Genomic DNA, 19,635 nt, shown 5'->3' on the forward strand with positions numbered 1-19,635 from the left:
CTACCGTTTGGGAGTGCGGTCGTGAGTGGGAAAGGAACGTATTGAGGCCGCGTTCTACGGTATTCAAGCAGTTTTTAGCTCTAGTGGTTTTATTTTTCTGTAAAGTTATAATGACGATCGTGAAAAATTGCTTTATTTATCGGTAAATCAGCAAAAAGAGGGTTGGTGATTTTCACGTAATGTCCTACAATGAAGTATGGGCAGGAAAGGTGTAGCTTCCTTCAATATGACTGATGTAGAAGGTAGCGCAAAGTAAATTTGACTGAAAAACACCATGCATCATTAACCATGTAACAATGAGAGGGGACTACACGTGGATTCAAAAGAAATGGACAAGGGTAGACGGGTATTTCTCAAATCGTTATTGACTGGTTCAGCATTGGTTGTTGCACAAAGCTTTGGTGGTGGATTAATTTCGAAGGTGTTGGCTGATGGCGATACACGATCCGCTATTAAGGCATACGATTTACCAGTCTTTCAACCAAAGGGCGCAGTAGGTAAAGGATTTCCCCAATCCATAGCAGCTGGGGATCCAACTGCTACAGGGGCCATATTGTGGACAAGGGTGGATCCTGCAGAAGAGAAAGCCGGTCTATCTGGGGATGATTTTGATATGAGTTTAGTGCAGTGGCTAGACTCTGGATCGAAGCCCCCCAACAAAGCCGTCCGGCAAGCAATCGAAGATGGGCAGTTTATCATGGTTGAAGTATCCGAAGTTCCAACCTTTAATAAACTTGCTATGCGATGCTATACTCCAATCTGGAATGGGTTTGATCATGTAGCTAAAGTGGATTTGGATGGACATCTGGAATCGAAAAAAACATACTATTATCGCTTTATCACGAAGTCGGGATTGGTTAGTCAGACGGGTCGATTTAAAACTTTGCCATCAAAGGGGGCACATCTACCATCTGTGAAGATTGGCCAGTTAACCTGTCAGGACTATACCAATGGATATTTCCATGCGGTACGAAATCTGGCTGAGGAGGAGTTAGATTTTGTCGTTCACCTAGGGGATTATATCTACGCTGAGGTGGAGTATGGGACGGTGGCTGAACGAAAGATCCAGCTACCTAGTGGCGCTGATCATGCCTTTACCATCGATGATTATCGATTTCTTTATCAAACGATAAAGTCGGATAAAGATCTACAACTCCTTCATCAAAACCATGCTATGGTTGCGATCTGGGACGATCATGAGTTCGCGAATGATACCTACTATCCCGCTATAGCACCTGATGATAGTGATCAATCCAATCCTGGGCGAAGACTGATTGCCAACCAAGCCTGGTTTGAATATACACCGGCACGAGTGCACTTTGATCGCAAACAAAAGTTCTCGGAATTTCAAATATATAGATCAATTGCCATTGGTGATTTGGCTGAACTGATTCTCACGGATGAACGTTTATATCGAGATGCACCACCCTGTGGAAGCAAATCATCAGACAAGTTTTTTGCCAATGGATGCGATAAGATGTTCGACCCCAACCAATCGATGTTTGGTAATCAAGTGAGTAAGCAACGGGATTGGTTCTTGGATCGCATGCAAAAATCCAAAAATGTATGGAAGATATGGGCCAATGGTGTGCAGTTTACACCGATGAAAATTCTAGGCCGCTATATGAATCTAGATGCTTGGGATGGGTATAGTGGTGAGCGGAAAATCATCACCTCCGAATTGAAAAAAGCAGGGATTAAAAATTGGATCATCCTCACAGGGGATTTACACAGTTATGAGGCAGCGATCGTTAAGGATGATTTTAAGAAAGATCGCGATGAGGAGGCTCTGGGTGTCGAATTTATGGTGGGATCCATCAACTCTGCCAACTATGCCGATATGGCGAAGGATAAAGTGCGAGGTATCTTACCTATGGCGAAGAAAAGGAAATCATCCAATTCTTATCCGATTCCTGAGGAAGCTTTTGATGAGATTCTCTCTAAAATTGATGCAGGGAAGTTAATTGAGGATGCGCAGGAAAAAGCGAAGAAAAATAAAATCCGTGAGCAGGATATAATGGATGACGTGATCGATAAAATCCTTGAGAAGATTTTTAATCTTGTTAGCGTGGAGAATCCGTGGTTGAAACTTTTTAATAGCACTACTTATGGATATGCCGTCTTGGAGTTATCCCACAATAAAGCGACCTGGTCAGCCTATAGCGTAGAGGATATCAAGTCGCCAACCAGTACAGGAAAAAGCCTTCTTTTCCAATGTGAGGTACCCCGCGATCAAGCAGAGCTACGAATTTTGAAAGATTAAATGCTTAAGATAGAAAAACCGGGACAGTGCGAAACTGTCCCGGTTTTGTTTGTGCTAAATCGGTTATTCAAGCAATCCACATTCTCTATCCTCTTCAGTAACATATATGATTTCTCCCCATACTTCAGGATCAAATGGATTTTGACTGGGGTCTTCGAAGACTAAGTATTCGTAGCTACTGATCTTACCGACTCTGCGAATGACTACTTGTTGTATATATCCTGAATTTTTCAGTTCAGTGATACTTGATTGCACTGAAACTCTACCATTATTTGATCTTTCAATTAGATGTGCAAAATTAAACGGGCTCTCATCCGATTTTGTTATAAGACACAGGCACATCAGCCCTTTTGATTTCAGTGACAATCGTTGGTCCATGAGTACTTTTTCCAGTGACACCGGTTGCTTGTTCACAATCCTAAATATGTTTTTTTCCTCAGGTGGTTTTTTCGGCTTTTTAAATGCCATAAAACTTCCTCCATCATAACCGAGGTATTATTTCTTTATAATTTGTAACTCTATTTTAGCAGGGTCACAGTGCTCAGCAGAGCGGTAATGTTATCCAATTCTTTTTTTAGAAGTTGGTTTGCTAATTTTTAGCCTGCAATTTTTCTTATTTTTGCCCATTTACCTCCTTTTCTCAGTTTTGATCCAATTAAAAAACACTGCTGATCCCATGGAAACCATGGGATCAGCAGTGTTTTCTTCAGTTAGATATAGGTTTGTGTTATAAATTCGTCCATTCGGAGTACTCATAGCTACGAGGTTGTTCTGTTTTTGCGCATTTTAATGCTTCAATAACGAATTCCCGAAATGCGGGCAATTGAGATACGAAGCAGAGGATATAAGCTCTAATAATTCAAGTCATTTCATTTTAGTTAGGGTAATTCCATAAGCCACCTCTTCTAAATTCACCCCACCAATCGTAACCATCTCCGTTGCAATTTTTCTTCCTCCCAGATATTTATAAAATTCACGGGACGGATTCTGTGCTAGAACCCACACAACAAAAGAGTGAATACCATCCTTCGCTAATTCTTGAAACAGCCGGATACCTAAGCCTTGTTGCTGGTATTCCTTTAGAATGTATATCGCATAAAGCTCATGACTATATGGGAACGCCCCTGTCTGTTCAGGTCCCCCGTTTACAAATCCGATGACCTGATGAGAGGGTATTTCCACAACGTAAGTGCTACTTTTATTAGCCGATATCACTTTGTGCCAGAGAGCCTCTTTTTCAGAGAGAGAAAGAGAATCAAGATAATCAGCAGGAATGAAGCCTGAGTACGTACTTCTCCAGCTTTCCACCTGAACTTTAGCAATGTTGGATGTGTCGTCGATGGTTGCTTTGCGAATGATCATGGGGGAACCTCCTTGAGTATGTGTGGTAACCAACAGAAAAGAAAAATTGTGTTATTAAATAAGTTATCTTAGGGTGCTTTTTAAATTCAGAATTCGATACTCTCACAGCTGAAAAACTCCAAGCACTTCCTTCGTGGGTAATTTTATATAATTTATTGAAGTGTTGTCGATGAACACTTCAGTTTCCTTTTTCTCAGTTATTTATCCCATTTGCTGTTCTAGACTACATCAAACGCAGCATCCATAGCTATAGATGCTGCGTTTGTTAAATATCTTTAATCGTTAAAATCCCCCAAGTAGGAAGCTGATCCCTATTTAACATCAATAACACGTATAAATCAACCATGCATATTTATTTCTATTCAGACGCAGAAACAAGTTCAAATTTTTCTACATTAATTATGATGTACTTAAACATATGTACATCATAGATTCAAATATAGGGGCAGTTGTCCCTTTCTGATTTTTGATGAGCTTTATATTTGCTTACACAAATACCGTTATATTAACCTACTTAACCTCATAGATATACATATCAACAGAGTCTTTACAAAGTTTATTTTTCAATCTATCATTTACGCATCCAAATTTATCAAAATTAAAGCGCCCCTGTTCTAAAGTCATATGATTAGGAAAGCTGTAGACTGTAGCTTGATCACTTCCATCATCTTCCCAAAAACATACAGGACATATTTCATAATGTCCACGGTCCTCTATTGTTCTATATCTACAACATGGACAAGCGAATAATTTTTCTTCTTCTCCAGTCACAATAATTTCTCTATCCTCGATATTAGATACTCTTTTGGATAAATACGCATTTTTAACGCCGATAAATTTATTTTTTAATCCTTCCAATATTAAAGGGTCATATTTTTTATTCAAGGGATCATATAGAGGGCCACTTTCCTCTACTATTTCTTTCTGTAACCCATCTGACAATCTATTAAACTCTGAATCCTCTTCATCAATGCTCCACCAATTTAGCAACATCTCCTCACGCTTTTCTTTTGTTAGCCCCCTTAACTCATTCTCAACTATAATTAATATAGCCTGATCTCTTTCCACAAAAACTCATCCCCTTTATTTCCGGCTTAATTCTTTTGCTAATTCAATAGCTGCATTATACGGATCCTCATCTCTATAATCAGCCTTATAAAAAGTTCGTATTTCTCGATTCTTTATATGCCCAATCAGAGTACGACGTGTATCAGGATCATATTTTATAACAAAATTACCTACGTTTGTTTCTTGAAACGATTTTCCTGTTTCAGTCGCAAATTCCTTTGCTTTTTTAAAATACTCTCCTTGAGTTATATTTCCAAATTCATGTCCATGTTTTTCGTAATGTGGTGCAAGACTATTTTTTCGAAAACCCTTCCATTTAACAGATGCAGCAGGCTTACACGCACACTTAAACTTTTTCTTCTTCTGCGCTACATCATCAACTTTATCTTTCGCTTTCCTTGCTTTTTTACCAGCGCTGCTATTTGAAAGACCTTTGTCCAGCTTCTTTGCAAATCCTACCGCTTCGTCACCATATTTTAATGCTTTGATGGGCTTTGCTACAGGTATCATGGAACCACAACTAATGGCTCTTTCCCAACCGCCCACTTGATTGCCATCCATATCTTTACCAGTGGCACAACCAGATAAATCATCTAGTAGTAGAAAATTAGCTGTTTCTTTTCCGATATTGAAGGTATCATCGAGGACCTTTCCTGATGAGAAATAATTACCTACTTTATTGAAAAAGCCCTTATCTTTCTTTGGCGAAGGTTTGGGAGATAGAGTTGGTTTATTCTTGGGTAGTGGTTTTTGGTTAGGGTTATCTTTACCTGGGACTTCTTGGCCAGCCCCTACTTTCCCTTCAATTGCATCATTAATTTTTTGTTTGATAGCTGTTTCAGTTTGATTACTACTTAATGTGGTATATAAAAATCCTCAAATAAGTGCAACTGCTGCTAAAATGATAACATATTCTACAGTAGAGGCGCCTCGCCGATTATTAATTATTTTACCAAATTGACTTAACCAACTCTTCCATCTATTCATTAAACATTATTCCTCCTCTCATTCTCTTTAAATAGGAAACAGAGTTAGATTGAAAATATATTGTGAAACAAACCATATACATCCCATCGCAACGAGGGTGATGATAAAACCAACCCAAGCCGAAAACTGGTGAGCTTCACTTACTGCAAAGATGAGTAGAATCAAATACCAAACTGTAATGATGGCATCTAATAGAAAAATCAATAAGTAAAATAGAGTAAGAAAAAAGCTATGGTCAATTCGGGGTGAGAGAGTAGTAAACATCTCATTACCAAACAAAATAAGTTGAATCATCCACAATCCTAATTTAAATAGATAGGGTGTGAAGGAAACAGCCACTGCTGTTTGCATCTCCCTCCAGGACGCTTCTCCTTTAAATACCTTACCTAAACCATAAAACAACGAAGTAAGGATCATCCAGATCAGAGGGCCTCCACCTAAACCAATGCCTAGAGTGAGGAGGAGGATAGTTCCAGAATCAAAGTAATCCCCTAATCGCTGATACGATAACTGATCCATCGTAAAGCCAAGTCCAAAAAGAATAACGAAACCAAAGGCAATATACCAAGGGAGGGAAACATGGATCGACTGATTTACCACACGCTTGGGAACGAATAAATAGAGTAAACCATAACGAAGGTATTGATTAATTGATTCCATCGGAGTTCCTTTCTAGTTCTTAATCATTTTGCAAAGATAAAAATAAACGGTAAAAACAATATTAAACAAGCTACTGAAAGTACAATGATGGTAAGTATAATTAGCCCTAAGGCACCCCAAGCAGAAATGTCATATACTTCAGCAACACTCTTACTAAGAACAATTACATACCAACATAAGATCAGGTAGTTCAGTAAGTAGCAAAGGACAATCAAAGCAAGGAGAGGGATGCTTGCGTCAATTGTGGGTGTTAGTGCGGTGAAGTTTTCTTGACCAAAGGCATAGATCTTTACAATCCATATAAGAAGACCCCATACTAACGGTATATAGGACAAGCTGATTGCTTTCCTTAGTTGCCCCCATGTGGCATGCAAATCAAAGAATTTTCCCATAAATGCTAGGGAAGCACTCATAATTAACCACTGAATAATCCCAATTATCGAACCAAAGAACATTGATAAAAATAGTATAGAACCTGCAGAAACTTTATCCCCTACATTTTGAGCATCTGCATTATCAAGGAAGAATTTAATACCTGAAAAAATAACTAATAACCAGATCCACTTGGACTGATCTGAATCTAGATACTGCCTAACCGTTTTCCTTGGTTTAAACCACATAGAAAGCCAAGGTTTAATTTCTTTTTCTTCATCTAAATAGCTCATTGCATCCTCCATAACTCTTTTGAGAAAAGGTTTTAATTCCACTCCTTAATTATATAAATCCCAAGTAGAAACCTCAAGATCAATATGGTAATAATTTAGTATTAAAAAGAAATTGAGAAAGGAGAAGGAATTAAATTGGAAAAGATAGTTAAAATAGCAATCGCAATTTGGTCAGGGATGATATTGATCGCCCTTTTTCTTTTTTCTTTTTTTGATTGGAGTGTTATTACTGGATCGAGTATGAAACCAACTTTTCAGTCACATGATGTGATCCTCCTTCAGAGTAATCCTAAACCCAGTGAAATTGAAAAGGGAGATATCATTACTTTTCAGACAAAAAAGACAAGCATTCCTTATATTAAGAGAGTAGCTGCATTGACAGGTGATCAGGTTGAGGAAAAAAATCAGCGGATCTATGTCAATTCACAACCTATACGGAATTGTGGATGGCAAAAACAGAAGGTATCTAGTTTTCCCTCTATCTATATACCAGAGCAACATATCTTTGTTTTAGGAGACAACCTAACTCAAAGTATCGACAGCCGTACACTCGGCCCAATTTCGTATCAGGCAGTGGATGAAAAGGTTGTCGCTATTATCTGGCCTCTATCACGTTTTCATCTGTTTAAATAAAATAAATCAGTACCTCAAAAAGCCAAAGACGCCTCATATGAAATATCAGTTAGTTACGTACTGAATTTTAGTAGCAAGAGAAGTTCTGATCGCTGTTTTATGGCACTGTCTAAAATGACATATCGGTAATAAATTGAACGGATATTGGCGGCTTAAGATATGTTATTATTTAATTTATCATATAGTATATATAATTTAATATATTATGATGCTGTATATTAATAAAAATATTGTTATCCATATGGGTGAGACATTTTAGCAGGAACGATGACCAACTGGTTAAGTGGATATTAGGCTTCGGAGTATCCTGATTGTTAATATTTTAATTGTAGTACTGAGACTGTCATGTGATATATTACATATCACATGGGAGGGATACCAGTGGTTGAAAAAGTACTCATCAAACAGACTTCATTACGTGATGAAGCCTACAACCTTCTTTTGCAATGGATCATTACGGGCGAATTAAAGGCTGGAAGTCGTTTACGTGATGTCGAACTGTCTAAAAAGCTTGGAATTAGTCGTACACCCATACGAGAAGCACTATTGAGGTTAGAGGACGAAGAATTTGTGGTGACAAAACGGAATCGTTCGACGACAGTGGCTTCTATCGATCCAAATGAAATTCATTCCCTTTACCCCATTGTCTGGAATCTGGAAGCTTTAGCTTTAGAAGAGGCTTTTTTTAACATAACGGATGCAGACCTGGATCGAATGGCTGCCATCAATCAGAAATTAAATGACGAAAATTTAAGTCACATTAAATGTGTTGATTTAGATCATGAATTTCATCGAATTATAATCAACAAATCTAGAAATCAAGAGCTGCAAAAAATACTCTCTTACCTTAAAAAGAAAATAAAACGTTTTGAGTATCATTTTTTTAATAATCAACAAAACATTTCTCTTTCTTGTTCCCAGCATCAAGAGTTGATTAATTACATTCAATCTAAAGAATTAAGCAAAGCAAAAGATACAATAAAAGAAAATTGGAAAGTAAACATTCTACCTTAGATTGAAAAAGGGTGTCCATTATGAAAAATAATAATTATATAGGATATATGTTAGTTTTAATAGGTGGATCGTTATGGGGTGTTGGGGGGACAGTTGCTCAACGGTTATTTCAGAAAGGTTCTGTCTCTGTTGAATGGCTTGTTTCCGTAAGATTATTATTATCTGGCGTGATCATGGTTGCGCTAGCACTCACTTTAAAAAATAGAAATAAGGTATGGGGTATATGGAAAGATAAAAAAGCCGTGGTACAATTACTTTTTTTTAGTATATTGGGGATATTAACTGTTCAGTACACATATATGGCATCTATTAGCCATGGAAATGCCGCTATTGCAACGTTACTGCAGTATTTAGCGCCGGTATTTATCATGCTTTATTTGCTGATTACAGGTAAAACAAAGCTACAAATCAGGTACGTTGTTGCGATTGTCTTAGCGCTAACAGGTACATTTCTTTTACTGTCAAATGGTTCATTATCAACACTGTCCGTCCCTTATTCCTCCGTAGTTTGGGGTATTTTATCGGGTGTAGCCATGGCGTTTTATACCTTATATGCAGGACCTTTATTAAACAAGTGGGGTTCGTTGAATATTATTGGTTGGGCTATGGTAATTGGTGGAGTAGTATTAGGTGTTTTTAACCCACCTTGGCAAGCTAATGTTACAGATTTTTCCTTTGATACATTGGTCTTTTTGATATTCGTTATTTTCTTTGGGACCATGTTTGCTTTTTGGTTTTACTTAGAGAGTCTAAAATATCTGAATGCACAAGAAACCAGCTTGTTAGGAAGTATTGAGCCACTATCTGCCATACTTACATCTGTTTTATGGCTCAAGATTCCCTTTGGAATCTATCAATGGTTAGGTGGATTTATGATTCTATTAATGGTTTTTTATATCTCTATGAAAAAAGAAGCGGGTTCTGATAAATTTAATTATAGCCAAAAAGCTAAAGGCGCCTCATATTCTAATTTTCAATAAGTTGTTTAAACAAAAGAACCTACTCATTAGTGCGTAGATTCTTTTGTTTATTTACTAATCATTAACGATCCGATTAAATATGAATTATACTCTCGATAACGGGATATGAAATAATCTTTCTGTCACGATAAGTCAGACTTATATTATCGATGTTTGTACTCAAAATTCCATTTTGCAGAATCACCGATTTAAAGCCTCTTTCAAGTGCGCCATTGTAAGTGAAGAGTACACAGTGTTCAGCAGCAAAACCTGATACAACTACTAGATCAACGCCACTGTTCTTTAAGATATGTTCCAATTCAGTATTCCAAAATGCATTTGAATGGATCTTTGTAATACGAGTATCTTTCTCATCTACATTGATTTCTGGAATAATATCCAGTAGCTCAGCGGGAGTTTCATCCTTTCCTTCGATATCCTGGATGTGAATGATATGATGACCAGATGAGCGAAGCAAGTCTGCAACATAATTAATGTATTCACATGCGCCTTCGACATTTAATTCTTTCATTTGATCTTGCAAGAATGCTCTTTGCATATCAATAATTAAAAAGCCTATTTTCAATGCTATCACCTCTGGTCAGTTATTCGCTAAGAACATTTTAAATACCTTTAATGTTAATAGGAAATGCATTTTGTTGTAGGAATATTGAGAGGTAGATTCAAAGTAGGACTTGAGACGTTCTAGTTTCAATAGAATGTGAGCCATCTTTATGCCATTAGAATGTCAGTTATGGGTACGACGTTGTCTAAAATGATTTAAGAGGATGGAGAAAACGTGAAGGATATTTACACGATTGGGATTTTAGCTGGGATGGGACCGCAAGTGGATATTGTTGTGGATGGTAAAGAATATACATTAGGTTTCAATAAGTATAAATTAGGACAATTGTATCCTAAATAAGAGGGATGAGAACTGTATGTTTTCAATTAAATCCTATATTTTGGACATTCCAAAAATGGAACATACTTCGGACGAGATATTTAAAAACGAAATGCACAAATTCTTTATAGATGTGGAAAACTGTAAAGAGTTAAAAAGGTTAGAAAAAACATTAGATTGGTGGTATTTAAATGGTGCGATAGTACTTAAATACTACGATACACCTTTATTAGACTTTAATAAGTGGGATTTAGTTGATCAAACTTGGACTTATCTTGTTCAAATGATTAATGAACTAGAAGAACAACAAGAATCTTTCCGAACATTTCCGGATATGCCAGTTAAGCTTGCCATGTCCAACCTTAATGGATCTAAGAATATATTATTTAAGGTTGGTATGGAAAAGTGGATACTACCTAAAAAAGAGTTTGTAGAGACGATTTATTTAGGTGCTGTCCATTTTTTTAATAGCTTATTAAATTGTTTTGGACAATCGCACCCTTCTTATAGTGATTGGGAGGATGATCTAGATTACATCTGCGAAATGGAAGAAAAATATATACAATTGAAGGGGAAAGAAAAATGAATCGCGCAGATAAATGTAGTTAATATGTACTCTCATATAATATTGTGTTATTATATGAGAGTACATATTAACTATATATTTGCATCAAATTTAAGCGATGTTTGCCCCGAAAAAATCTTGGGGCTTTTTCTCTATTCCTATACGCTCCTAAACATTTGCATCCACCCCTTACCCCGTGATAGGATACATAGGGTTGTCTGCCCGCAAGGAAAGGGCATAAGTCTGTGACAAAGGTGCGACTCTCTCGCAAAACCGATGTTGTAGGCCTATTTTTCCTTGCAATGACCAGGCGATTCCCGTATAATGAGGAATGTTGGTCATGGACGGCTATGATGCGGAAGGTTGCCGACACACCCGGCCCCTTTGCCATGGGTGGAAGTCGGGATAATTTCCGTGGAGCAAGTTCGTTTCCGAGAAAATGAGCGAAAAGGAGGGGCATACATGGCAAAGCAAAAGATTCGCATTCGCCTTAAAGCGTATGAACACCGCGCCTTGGACCAGTCGGCAGAGAAGATTGTCGAGACGGCCAATCGGACGGGGGCGGATGTATCTGGACCTATTCCGCTCCCTACAGAGCGTGCAGTGTACACGGTCCTACGTGCGGTTCACAAATATAAGGACTCACGGGAGCAATTCGAGATGCGCACCCATAAGCGGCTGATCGACATCGTCAACCCGACTCCGCAGACTGTGGACGCGCTGATGCGTCTCGACTTGCCATCCGGCGTCGACATTGAAATCAAACTCTAATGTTCTATTGAAACGTGCCGACAGGAGGTGTACGACGTGAAAGGAATTCTCGGTAAAAAGTTGGGGATGACGCAGGTATTCGCCGAAGATGGCACCTCGATCCCTGTAACAGTTATCAACGCCGGTCCTTGTGCTGTGCTTCAGAAAAAAGAAGTGAGCATCGATGGCTATGAAGCTATTCAGATCGGTTTTGCTGATAAAAAAGAACACCGAGCAAGCAAGCCAGAAGCTGGCCATGCGAAAAAAGCTGGTACTGCCGCTAAGAAATTCGTTCGTGAAATTCGCGGTGTGGAAGGCGACTTTGAACTTGGTCAAGAGCTAAAAGCAGACTTGTTCGAAGCGGGCGAGAAAGTAGATATCACCGCCACGTCTAAAGGGAAAGGTTTTGCTGGTACGATCAAACGGCACAACCATGCTCGTGGTCCGATGTCTCACGGTTCTCGCTTCCATCGCCGTCCTGGTTCCTTGGGCGCTGTTGATCCTATGCGCGTATTTAAGGGCCACAAGATGGCTGGTCGGATGGGTACCGATAAAGTAACCATCCAAAACCTGGAGGTTGTCCGGGTGGATACCGATAAAGATCTGATTCTTGTAAGAGGTTCGATTCCGGGTCCGAAAAACAGCTACGTAACGATTAAATCTGCGGTGAAGGGTAAGTAATTTCACCGAGAAGGGAGGAGACGTCATGCCTAAAGTAAACGTACTCGACATGAACGGCAGCCAAGTAGGCGAATTGGAATTATCCGCTTCCGTCTTCGGTATTGAGCCCAATGAAGCTGTGCTTCATGAAGCCGTCGTGATGCAACAAGCTTCCCTGCGTCGCGGTACCCATGCTGTCAAAAACCGTTCCGCTGTACGCGGTGGTGGCCGCAAGCCGTGGAAACAAAAAGGAACCGGGCGTGCCCGTCACGGCAGCATCCGTTCCCCGATCTGGGTGGGTGGTGGTGTGGCCTTCGGACCAACCCCGCGCTCCTATGGCTTTAAAATGCCGAAAAAAGTGCGCCGCTTAGCGATTCGTTCCGCACTATCTTCCAAAGTGAAGAGCGACGGACTAGTGGTTCTCAATCAATTGAGCTTCGATGCTCCTAAGACCAAGGAAATGACAAAGGTCCTCAATAATCTGAAGGCCGACCGCAAAGCTTTGGTCGTAGGACGTGGATATGATGAGAACGTAGTACTGTCTGCGCGGAACATTCCTGGTGTGAAGTTTGTCGATGCTGAAGGTTTGAACGTCCTAGACGTATTGAACTACGATAAACTGATCATCACTCAGGAAGCGGTGTCTCGCGTAGAGGAGGTGCTGGGGCAGTGAGTAGAGATCCTCGCGATATCATCCGTCGCCCGCTTGTGACGGAGAAAACCACCGACCTCATGGAACAAAACAAATATGCTTTTGAAGTGGATCTGAGAGCGAACAAGTCCGAGATCAAACGAGCAATCGAATCGATCTTTGGCGTAAAAGTGGACCAGGTCAACACGTTGCGTGTTAAAGGGAAGCCGAAGCGCTTCGGTCGTCACACTGGCCGGACCTCCGATCGTAAAAAAGCGATCGTCAAGCTGACTGAAGACAGTAAAGGCATCGAGATCTTCGAAGGCTGATCTTATAGTAAAGGAGGAAAACACCAATGGGTATCAAGAAGTTTAAACCGACTTCTCCAGGTCGTCGGCAAATGACGGTCTCTACCTTTGAAGAGATCACCACCGCGACTCCGGAAAAATCCTTGTTGGCTCCGTTGACGAAAAAAGCTGGGCGGAACAACCAAGGTCGCTTGACCATGCGTCACCAAGGTGGCGGTCACAAGCGGAAATACCGGATCATCGACTTCAAACGGAACAAAGATGGCATTCCTGGTAAGGTTGCTACGATCGAATACGATCCAAACCGTTCCGCGAACATCGCTTTGATCCACTATGTGGACGGTGAGAAACGCTACATTCTTCACCCTAATGGGTTGAAAGTGGGCGCTACCATCGTATCCGGTCCTGAATCGGACATCAAAGTGGGTAACGCACTACCCCTGGAAAACATCCCGGTAGGTTCCACCATCCATAACATCGAGCTAAAGCCTGGTGCAGGTGGTCAAATGGCACGTGCTGCGGGTACTTCCGCGCAGTTGCTCGGTAAAGATGGCAAATACGCAATCCTGCGTCTCACCTCGGGTGAAACCCGTATGGTACAACGCCAATGTCGTGCGACTCTCGGTCAAGTGGGTAATCTCGATCATGAGTTGATCAACATCGGTAAAGCGGGTCGTTCTCGTTGGAAAGGTATCCGCCCAACTGTCCGCGGTTCTGTAATGAACCCGAACGATCACCCACACGGTGGTGGTGAAGGTCGCGCTCCGATCGGTCGTAAATCTCCTGTTACTCCTTGGGGTAAACCGACCCTCGGTTACAAGACTCGCAAGAAGAACAAGCCGTCCGACAAATATATTGTGCGTCGCCGCAAGAAGTAATTTTCGCGCACGCTTGCGCGCAATGTTGGAAAGGAGGTTGAATGCATGGGTCGCAGCCTGAAAAAAGGGCCTTTTGCAGACGATCATTTGTTGAAAAAAGTGGCGCTGTTGAACAAGAATGATGAGAAAAAGGTTATCAAAACCTGGTCTCGCCGTTCTACGATCTTCCCAGATTTCTTGGGCCACACGATCGCTGTTTATGATGGTCGCAAGCACGTTCCTGTATACGTGACGGAAGATATGGTAGGCCATAAGCTGGGAGAATTCGTCACCACACGGACCTTCAAAGGCCACGCTGGGGACGACAAGAAAACGCGCAAACGCTAACCCAAGCTCGGCTGAAAGAGAGGAGGTCAGATGATGGAAGCGACTCAAGCTAAGGCGATGGCTCGCCAAGTGCGGATCGCACCTCGCAAGGCGCGTCTGGTCATCGATCTGATCCGCGGTAAGTCCGTGGGTGAGGCCCTGGCCATTCTGAAATATACGCCTCGCGCAGCATCCCCGATTATCGAGAAAGTCTTGAAATCGGCTATTGCCAACGCGGAGCACAATTACAACCTGAGCCCCGATAGCCTCGTGGTCCAGACTGCAATGGTCGACGAAGGACCGACCATGAAACGGTTCCGCCCCCGTGCCATGGGCCGGGCAAGTAAGATTAACAAGCGAACCAGCCATATTACTGTGATCGTATCTGAAAAATAAGGAGGGATAGCACGTGGGTCAGAAGGTCAACCCGGTAGGTTTACGTGTTGGCGTTATCCGTGACTGGGAATCCAAGTGGTTCGGCGGTAAGGATTACGCAAACATGTTGCACGAAGACATCCAAATCCGTGAATACCTGGCGAAGCGGCTGAAAGACGCGGCTGTCTCCACTGTGGAGATCGAGCGTGCTGCAAACCGCGTGAACTTGACCATCCACACCGCCAAACCTGGTATGGTTATCGGTAAGGGTGGTTCTGAGGTGGAAACTCTGCGCAAGCAGCTAAACAAGCTGACGGAAAAGAAAATTCACATCAATATCAACGAAATTAAAAACCCTGAGTTGGATGCTCGCCTTGTGGCAGAGAACATCGCTCAACAGCTAGAGCGTCGGATTTCTTTCCGTCGTGCGATGAAACAAACTATCACACGTACACTCCGCTCTGGTGCAAAAGGAGTTCGCACCCAAGTGTCTGGTCGTCTCGGCGGCGCTGACATTGCACGCTCTGAAGGGTATAACGAAGGAACTGTACCACTTCATACGCTACGAGCAGACATTGACTATGGTACTGCGGAAGCTCACACTACGTACGGTCGTATTGGCGTGAAAGTGTGGATCTACCGTGGCGAAGTACTCCCGACCAAGAAAAAGGGAGATGCGGAAGGAGGTAAGTGACCATGCTGGTGCCTAAAAGGACAAAGTATCGGAAAGAACACCGTGGCCGCATGAAAGGGAAAGCGAAAGGCGGTACGGAGGTAGCCTTCGGTGAATACGGCTTGCAGGCTCTTGAGGCATCCTGGATCACTAACCGTCAGATCGAGGCAGCGCGTATTGCGATGACCCGTTACATCAAACGGGGCGGTAAAGTTTGGATTAAGATCTTTCCAGACAAACCTGTCACTGCAAAGCCTCTCGAAGTACGGATGGGTTCCGGTAAAGGGTCCCCTGAAAAATGGGTTGCCGTTGTGAAACCGGGCAAGATCATGTTTGAACTAGCTGGTGTTCCGCAAGAAGTAGCTCGTGAAGCTCTACGTCTTGCAGCGATGAAACTACCAGTGAAAACGAAATTTGTAATACGTGACGAAGCGGGTGGTGGAAGCAATGAAAGCTAAAGAGCTCTTTGATATGACCACCGCAGAGATCGAACAAAAGCTGACTTCTTTAAAGGAAGAGTTGTTCAACCTCCGGTTCCAAGCTGCGACTGGCCAGTTGGACAATCCGGCCCGGATCCGACAAGTGCGCAAGGACATCGCCCGTGCCAAAACCGTTGTGCGGGAGCGCGAGCTAGGGATCGAAAGGAGGAAACAGGCATGACCGAGCGGAACAAGCGTAAGGTACGTCTAGGTAAAGTCGTCAGCGACAAGATGGACAAAACGATCATCGTAGCGGTGGAAACCTATAAAAAAGATCGACTGTATGGCAAGCGTGTGAAATACAGCAATAAGTTTAAAGCTCATGATGAGGAGAACAAAGCCAAATTGGGCGATGTCGTTCGCATCATGGAAACGCGGCCGCTGTCTAAGGACAAACGCTGGCGTCTCGTTGAAATCGTCGAAGAATCAGTGATCGTTTAAGTTTAACTGACTGGCGGAAGGAGGGAGACCGATGATTCAAGCACAAACCCGCCTGCGCGCTGCTGATAACTCTGGCGCAAAGGAACTGATGTGCATTAAAGTACTGGGTGGATCCAAGCGTAAGTACGCAGGGATCGGTGACATCATCGTCGCATCGGTAAAACAAGCTACACCCGGGGGCGTTGTCAAGAAGGGGGAAGTCGTGAAGTGCGTCATCGTACGTACGAAGCGTTCTTCTCGCCGTCAGGATGGTTCTTACATTCGATTTGACGAAAACGCTGCGGTTGTCATCAAGGATGATAAAAGCCCCCGCGGCACCCGGATCTTCGGACCGGTCGCCCGGGAACTGCGTGAACATGAATTTATGAAAATCGTTTCACTGGCTCCGGAAGTTATCTAACACCGGTTAAGCCTGGGAACGTGAACTCCCGGAAGAGGAGGTGCCGAGCATGGAGGCCAAGCGTCCAAACAAGTTGCATATCAAAAAAGGCGACACTGTGATTGTGATGCGTGGGAAAGAAGCGCCGACCCTGGATAAGGACGGTAAAAAGGTTTACACCAAAGGTCGTGTCCTAAAAGTGCTACCTAAAGAAGGTCGTGCGCTGGTAGAAGGTGTGAACATGGTGAAGAAACATTCCCGCCCTTCCCAAGACAACCCACAAGGTGGCGTCATCGAGCAGGAAGCTGCGGTTCACATTTCCAACTTGATGATCGAAGATCCGAAAGAGAAAGTTCCAACTCGGATTGGTTATAAAACGATCGACGGCAAGAGCGGACAGAAGAAAGTCCGTTACGCCAAAAAATCCGGCGAAGTGCTGGATAAGTAATAGAGTTGACCGGAAAGGAGGATGGAGACCTTGGCACAACGTCTCAAAGAACACTATGAGGCAGAGATCTCGCCCTCGCTGATGAAGAAGTTCGAATACAAATCTTCTATGCAGGTGCCGAAGATCGAGAAAGTGGTTATCAACATGGGGGTTGGTGAAGCGGTTGCGAACCCAAAAGTACTCGACAGTGCAGTTGAGGACTTGACCACCATCTCTGGTCAGAAGCCGGTCATCACCCGGGCGAAAAAATCCATCGCTGGCTTTAAGCTACGCGAAGGTATGCCAATCGGGGCAAAAGTTACCCTGCGCGGACAACGGATGTATGACTTTCTGGATCGGTTGATCAATGCCGCTCTGCCTCGTGTACGCGATTTCCGTGGTATCTCCCCGAAAGCCTTTGATGGTCGTGGGAACTACACATTGGGCCTGAAAGAACAGTTGGTTTTCCCTGAGATCGAATACGATCAAGTGGATAAAGTACGCGGGATGGACATCATTATCGTAACCACCGCAAACACCGATGAGGAAGGGCGCGAACTTCTCACCCAAGTGGGAATGCCTTTCCGTAAGCAGTAATATTTGACCGGTAACAACCGGATTTGAATACAGAGCGGCAACGCCGCTAACTTCTCTTAATAAGGAGGGAATCCGTTGGCCAAGAAATCGATGGTTGTGAAAGCGAACCGCAAGCCGAAGTTTGCAGTACAAGGTTATACACGCTGTGAGCGTTGTGGTCGTCCTCACTCCGTAATCCGTAAGTTTCGTCTCTGCCGGATTTGTTTCCGTGATTTGGCCTATAGAGGTCAGATTCCCGGTGTAAAAAAAGCGAGCTGGTAATCTAGAAGTGGAAGGAGGGAACCCGGCATGGTGATGACTGACCCGATTGCTGATATGCTAACTCGTATCCGCAATGCAAACTTGGTTCGGCATGAGAGCCTGGAGGTGCCGGCTTCCAAGCTGAAGCGGGACCTTGCTGAAATTTTGAAGCGTGAAGGCTTCATCCGCGATGCGGAATATGTCGAGGATGGCAAACAAGGGATCATCCGTATCTTCCTAAAATACGGATCAGACAACGAGCGGGTAATTACTGGACTGAAACGGATCAGTAAGCCTGGTCTGCGTGTGTATGCAAAGTACGATGAGATCCCTCGCGTATTGCGTGGCCTTGGGATTGCCGTTGTTTCTACCTCAAAAGGGGTTATGACGGACAAGGAAGCTCGCACCGCGAAAGTGGGCGGCGAAGTATTAGCTTATATTTGGTAAAGTCGCCGGAAAGGATGGAGGTGAACGCAGATGTCCCGTATCGGTAGAAAACCGATCACCATTCCTGCTGGAGTGGAAGTGAAGCTGGATAGCACTACTGTCAGCGTGAAAGGGCCGAAAGGTTCTCTCACCCGGTCATTGCATCCTGAAATCACGGTCAAAGTGGAAGAAAACGAAGTGCTCGTGGAGCGCCCAAGTGATCATCGTAAACACCGTGCACTACATGGTACGATCCGTAGCCTCGTTGCTAACATGATCGAAGGCGTGACTAACGGCTACCAGAAATCTCTGGAACTCGTGGGTGTCGGTTACCGGGCTACGAAAAAGGGCGAGAAAATCGTTCTTAACGTGGGATACTCTCATCCAGTAGAAATCGATCCTCAAGAGGGTATTGAACTGGATGTCCCAAGCCAAACGCAAGTGATCGTTAAAGGGATCGATAAGGAGAAAGTGGGCGCGCAAGCTGCTAAAATCCGTTCGGTCCGCGAACCTGAGCCTTACAAAGGGAAAGGGATTCGTTACAGTAACGAATACGTGCGTCGTAAGGAAGGGAAGACAGGTAAGTAAGATTGATAGGAAAGGAGTGTATGCGGCATGATTCGCAAGCTCGATCGGAGCAAGAGCCGACAGCGTCGTCATCTGCGAGTACGTAAAAAAGTTACGGGCACAGCGGTACGTCCTCGTTTGAACGTATTTCGTTCTGCACGTAACATCTACCTTCAAGTGATCGACGACATTAAAGGCGTAACTTTGGCAGCAGCCTCTACCCAGGATGCTGAGCTGAAAGAGAGCGGAATCTACGGTGGCAACGTGGAAGCAGCCCGGAAAGTAGGCGAACTTCTAGCGAAACGTGCTATCGAAAAAGGGGTCGACACTGTAGTCTTTGACCGTGGTGGTTACATCTACCATGGCCGGATTAAAGCGGTGGCTGAAGGTGCCCGTGAAGGAGGTCTCAAGTTTTGAG

General features: G+C 43.0%; 31 protein-coding genes. 24 read left to right on the forward strand and 7 right to left on the reverse strand.

The window, feature by feature from the left end:
- Positions 1 to 313: 313 nt before the first annotated feature.
- Positions 314 to 2,263: an alkaline phosphatase D family protein gene (locus tag BLV90_RS08590; protein ID WP_091739292.1), complete on the forward strand. Its 1,950-nt coding sequence runs from the start codon at positions 314 to 316 to the stop codon at positions 2,261 to 2,263.
- Between the two features lie 63 nt (positions 2,264 to 2,326).
- On the opposite strand, the gene BLV90_RS08595 is transcribed toward BLV90_RS08590, so the two are convergent.
- From BLV90_RS08595 to BLV90_RS08620, 6 genes are all read right to left on the reverse strand, one after another.
- Positions 2,327 to 2,731: a hypothetical protein gene (locus BLV90_RS08595; RefSeq protein ID WP_091739294.1), complete on the reverse strand. Its 405-nt coding sequence runs from the start codon at positions 2,729 to 2,731 to the stop codon at positions 2,327 to 2,329.
- Positions 2,732 to 3,127: 396 nt separating this feature from the next.
- Positions 3,128 to 3,625, reverse strand: coding sequence for a GNAT family N-acetyltransferase (locus BLV90_RS08600; protein WP_245726299.1), 498 nt, complete (start codon positions 3,623 to 3,625; stop codon positions 3,128 to 3,130).
- A 510-nt stretch (positions 3,626 to 4,135) separates the two neighbouring features.
- Positions 4,136 to 4,693: a CPCC family cysteine-rich protein gene (locus tag BLV90_RS08605; protein WP_218142289.1), complete on the reverse strand. Its 558-nt coding sequence runs from the start codon at positions 4,691 to 4,693 to the stop codon at positions 4,136 to 4,138.
- A 15-nt stretch (positions 4,694 to 4,708) separates the two neighbouring features.
- On the reverse strand, positions 4,709 to 5,239 hold the full coding sequence (locus BLV90_RS08610; protein WP_091739297.1) for a hypothetical protein: 531 nt from the start codon (positions 5,237 to 5,239) through the stop codon (positions 4,709 to 4,711).
- Between the two features lie 468 nt (positions 5,240 to 5,707).
- Positions 5,708 to 6,340, reverse strand: coding sequence for a YIP1 family protein (locus BLV90_RS08615; protein ID WP_091739300.1), 633 nt, complete (start codon positions 6,338 to 6,340; stop codon positions 5,708 to 5,710).
- Between the two features lie 23 nt (positions 6,341 to 6,363).
- Entirely contained in the window at positions 6,364 to 7,005 is a 642-nt protein-coding gene (locus BLV90_RS08620) for a YIP1 family protein (RefSeq protein WP_177167965.1), read from the reverse strand.
- A 135-nt stretch (positions 7,006 to 7,140) separates the two neighbouring features.
- Here BLV90_RS08620 and lepB point away from each other — a divergent pair, with 135 nt between their 5' ends.
- From lepB to BLV90_RS08635, 3 genes are all read left to right on the forward strand, one after another.
- A complete protein-coding gene (lepB, locus tag BLV90_RS08625) occupies positions 7,141 to 7,638 on the forward strand; it encodes a signal peptidase I (protein WP_091739306.1) in 498 nt (165 codons plus the stop codon).
- Between the two features lie 381 nt (positions 7,639 to 8,019).
- Positions 8,020 to 8,652 carry a GntR family transcriptional regulator gene (locus BLV90_RS08630; RefSeq protein WP_177167966.1) on the forward strand — a complete coding sequence of 211 codons (633 nt, stop codon included), beginning with the start codon at positions 8,020 to 8,022 and terminating at the stop codon, positions 8,650 to 8,652.
- Between the two features lie 20 nt (positions 8,653 to 8,672).
- Positions 8,673 to 9,632, forward strand: a complete 960-nt coding sequence (locus tag BLV90_RS08635; RefSeq protein WP_091739312.1) for a DMT family transporter — start codon at positions 8,673 to 8,675, stop codon at positions 9,630 to 9,632.
- A gap of 73 nt (positions 9,633 to 9,705) precedes the next feature.
- On the opposite strand, the gene BLV90_RS08640 is transcribed toward BLV90_RS08635, so the two are convergent.
- Entirely contained in the window at positions 9,706 to 10,197 is a 492-nt protein-coding gene (locus tag BLV90_RS08640; protein WP_091739314.1) for a cysteine hydrolase family protein, read from the reverse strand.
- A gap of 213 nt (positions 10,198 to 10,410) precedes the next feature.
- On the opposite strand from BLV90_RS08640, the gene BLV90_RS16685 reads away from it, so the two are divergent.
- The 20 genes from BLV90_RS16685 (at position 10,411) to rplR (ending at position 19,634) form a co-directional block, all read left to right on the forward strand.
- Positions 10,411 to 10,536, forward strand: a complete 126-nt coding sequence (locus tag BLV90_RS16685; protein WP_281242010.1) for a hypothetical protein — start codon at positions 10,411 to 10,413, stop codon at positions 10,534 to 10,536.
- Positions 10,537 to 10,552: 16 nt separating this feature from the next.
- Positions 10,553 to 11,101 (forward strand): hypothetical protein, encoded by a 549-nt coding sequence (locus tag BLV90_RS08645; protein WP_091739316.1) that lies wholly within the window; start codon positions 10,553 to 10,555, stop codon positions 11,099 to 11,101.
- Positions 11,102 to 11,542: 441 nt separating this feature from the next.
- Positions 11,543 to 11,851 (forward strand): 30S ribosomal protein S10, encoded by a 309-nt coding sequence (gene rpsJ / locus BLV90_RS08650; protein ID WP_091739319.1) that lies wholly within the window; start codon positions 11,543 to 11,545, stop codon positions 11,849 to 11,851.
- Positions 11,852 to 11,887: 36 nt separating this feature from the next.
- Complete coding sequence (gene rplC, locus BLV90_RS08655) at positions 11,888 to 12,511, forward strand: 50S ribosomal protein L3 (protein ID WP_091739323.1); 624 nt, start codon at positions 11,888 to 11,890, stop codon at positions 12,509 to 12,511.
- Positions 12,512 to 12,536: 25 nt separating this feature from the next.
- A complete protein-coding gene (gene rplD, locus BLV90_RS08660; RefSeq protein ID WP_091739326.1) occupies positions 12,537 to 13,163 on the forward strand; it encodes a 50S ribosomal protein L4 in 627 nt (208 codons plus the stop codon).
- Positions 13,160 to 13,450, forward strand: a complete 291-nt coding sequence (gene rplW / locus BLV90_RS08665) for a 50S ribosomal protein L23 (RefSeq protein WP_091739329.1) — start codon at positions 13,160 to 13,162, stop codon at positions 13,448 to 13,450. The genes rplD and rplW overlap by 4 nt, the downstream gene beginning before the upstream one ends.
- Before the next feature lie 26 nt (positions 13,451 to 13,476).
- Positions 13,477 to 14,307 carry a 50S ribosomal protein L2 gene (gene rplB, locus BLV90_RS08670; RefSeq protein WP_091739332.1) on the forward strand — a complete coding sequence of 277 codons (831 nt, stop codon included), beginning with the start codon at positions 13,477 to 13,479 and terminating at the stop codon, positions 14,305 to 14,307.
- Between the two features lie 45 nt (positions 14,308 to 14,352).
- On the forward strand, positions 14,353 to 14,634 hold the full coding sequence (rpsS, locus tag BLV90_RS08675) for a 30S ribosomal protein S19 (protein WP_091739335.1): 282 nt from the start codon (positions 14,353 to 14,355) through the stop codon (positions 14,632 to 14,634).
- A gap of 30 nt (positions 14,635 to 14,664) precedes the next feature.
- Positions 14,665 to 15,009, forward strand: a complete 345-nt coding sequence (gene rplV / locus BLV90_RS08680; RefSeq protein ID WP_143035024.1) for a 50S ribosomal protein L22 — start codon at positions 14,665 to 14,667, stop codon at positions 15,007 to 15,009.
- 13 nt (positions 15,010 to 15,022) lie between these two features.
- Positions 15,023 to 15,682, forward strand: a complete 660-nt coding sequence (rpsC, locus tag BLV90_RS08685) for a 30S ribosomal protein S3 (RefSeq protein WP_091739341.1) — start codon at positions 15,023 to 15,025, stop codon at positions 15,680 to 15,682.
- A gap of 2 nt (positions 15,683 to 15,684) precedes the next feature.
- Positions 15,685 to 16,119 carry a 50S ribosomal protein L16 gene (gene rplP / locus BLV90_RS08690; RefSeq protein ID WP_091739344.1) on the forward strand — a complete coding sequence of 145 codons (435 nt, stop codon included), beginning with the start codon at positions 15,685 to 15,687 and terminating at the stop codon, positions 16,117 to 16,119.
- Positions 16,109 to 16,321, forward strand: coding sequence for a 50S ribosomal protein L29 (gene rpmC, locus BLV90_RS08695; protein WP_091739347.1), 213 nt, complete (start codon positions 16,109 to 16,111; stop codon positions 16,319 to 16,321). Before rplP ends, rpmC begins: the two co-directional genes overlap by 11 nt.
- The gene (gene rpsQ, locus BLV90_RS08700; RefSeq protein WP_091739349.1) at positions 16,318 to 16,581 is read left to right on the forward strand and encodes a 30S ribosomal protein S17; all 264 of its coding nucleotides are present in this window, start codon (positions 16,318 to 16,320) and stop codon (positions 16,579 to 16,581) included. The genes rpmC and rpsQ overlap by 4 nt, the downstream gene beginning before the upstream one ends.
- 31 nt (positions 16,582 to 16,612) lie before the next feature.
- Positions 16,613 to 16,981: a 50S ribosomal protein L14 gene (gene rplN, locus BLV90_RS08705; protein WP_091739352.1), complete on the forward strand. Its 369-nt coding sequence runs from the start codon at positions 16,613 to 16,615 to the stop codon at positions 16,979 to 16,981.
- A 73-nt stretch (positions 16,982 to 17,054) separates the two neighbouring features.
- Positions 17,055 to 17,408, forward strand: a complete 354-nt coding sequence (gene rplX, locus BLV90_RS08710; RefSeq protein ID WP_091739481.1) for a 50S ribosomal protein L24 — start codon at positions 17,055 to 17,057, stop codon at positions 17,406 to 17,408.
- Between the two features lie 21 nt (positions 17,409 to 17,429).
- On the forward strand, positions 17,430 to 17,984 hold the full coding sequence (gene rplE, locus BLV90_RS08715) for a 50S ribosomal protein L5 (protein WP_091739355.1): 555 nt from the start codon (positions 17,430 to 17,432) through the stop codon (positions 17,982 to 17,984).
- Between the two features lie 75 nt (positions 17,985 to 18,059).
- Positions 18,060 to 18,245, forward strand: coding sequence for a type Z 30S ribosomal protein S14 (locus BLV90_RS08720; protein ID WP_091739358.1), 186 nt, complete (start codon positions 18,060 to 18,062; stop codon positions 18,243 to 18,245).
- Between the two features lie 27 nt (positions 18,246 to 18,272).
- The gene (gene rpsH / locus BLV90_RS08725; RefSeq protein WP_091739361.1) at positions 18,273 to 18,671 is read left to right on the forward strand and encodes a 30S ribosomal protein S8; all 399 of its coding nucleotides are present in this window, start codon (positions 18,273 to 18,275) and stop codon (positions 18,669 to 18,671) included.
- A 30-nt stretch (positions 18,672 to 18,701) separates the two neighbouring features.
- Positions 18,702 to 19,238 (forward strand): 50S ribosomal protein L6, encoded by a 537-nt coding sequence (gene rplF / locus BLV90_RS08730; RefSeq protein WP_091739363.1) that lies wholly within the window; start codon positions 18,702 to 18,704, stop codon positions 19,236 to 19,238.
- A 27-nt stretch (positions 19,239 to 19,265) separates the two neighbouring features.
- The gene (gene rplR, locus BLV90_RS08735; RefSeq protein ID WP_091739366.1) at positions 19,266 to 19,634 is read left to right on the forward strand and encodes a 50S ribosomal protein L18; all 369 of its coding nucleotides are present in this window, start codon (positions 19,266 to 19,268) and stop codon (positions 19,632 to 19,634) included.
- Position 19,635 lies beyond the last annotated feature (1 nt).

This window comes from Marininema mesophilum (genome assembly GCF_900106775.1).
GTDB classification, from domain to species: Bacteria; Bacillota; Bacilli; order Thermoactinomycetales; family DSM-45169; genus Marininema; species Marininema mesophilum.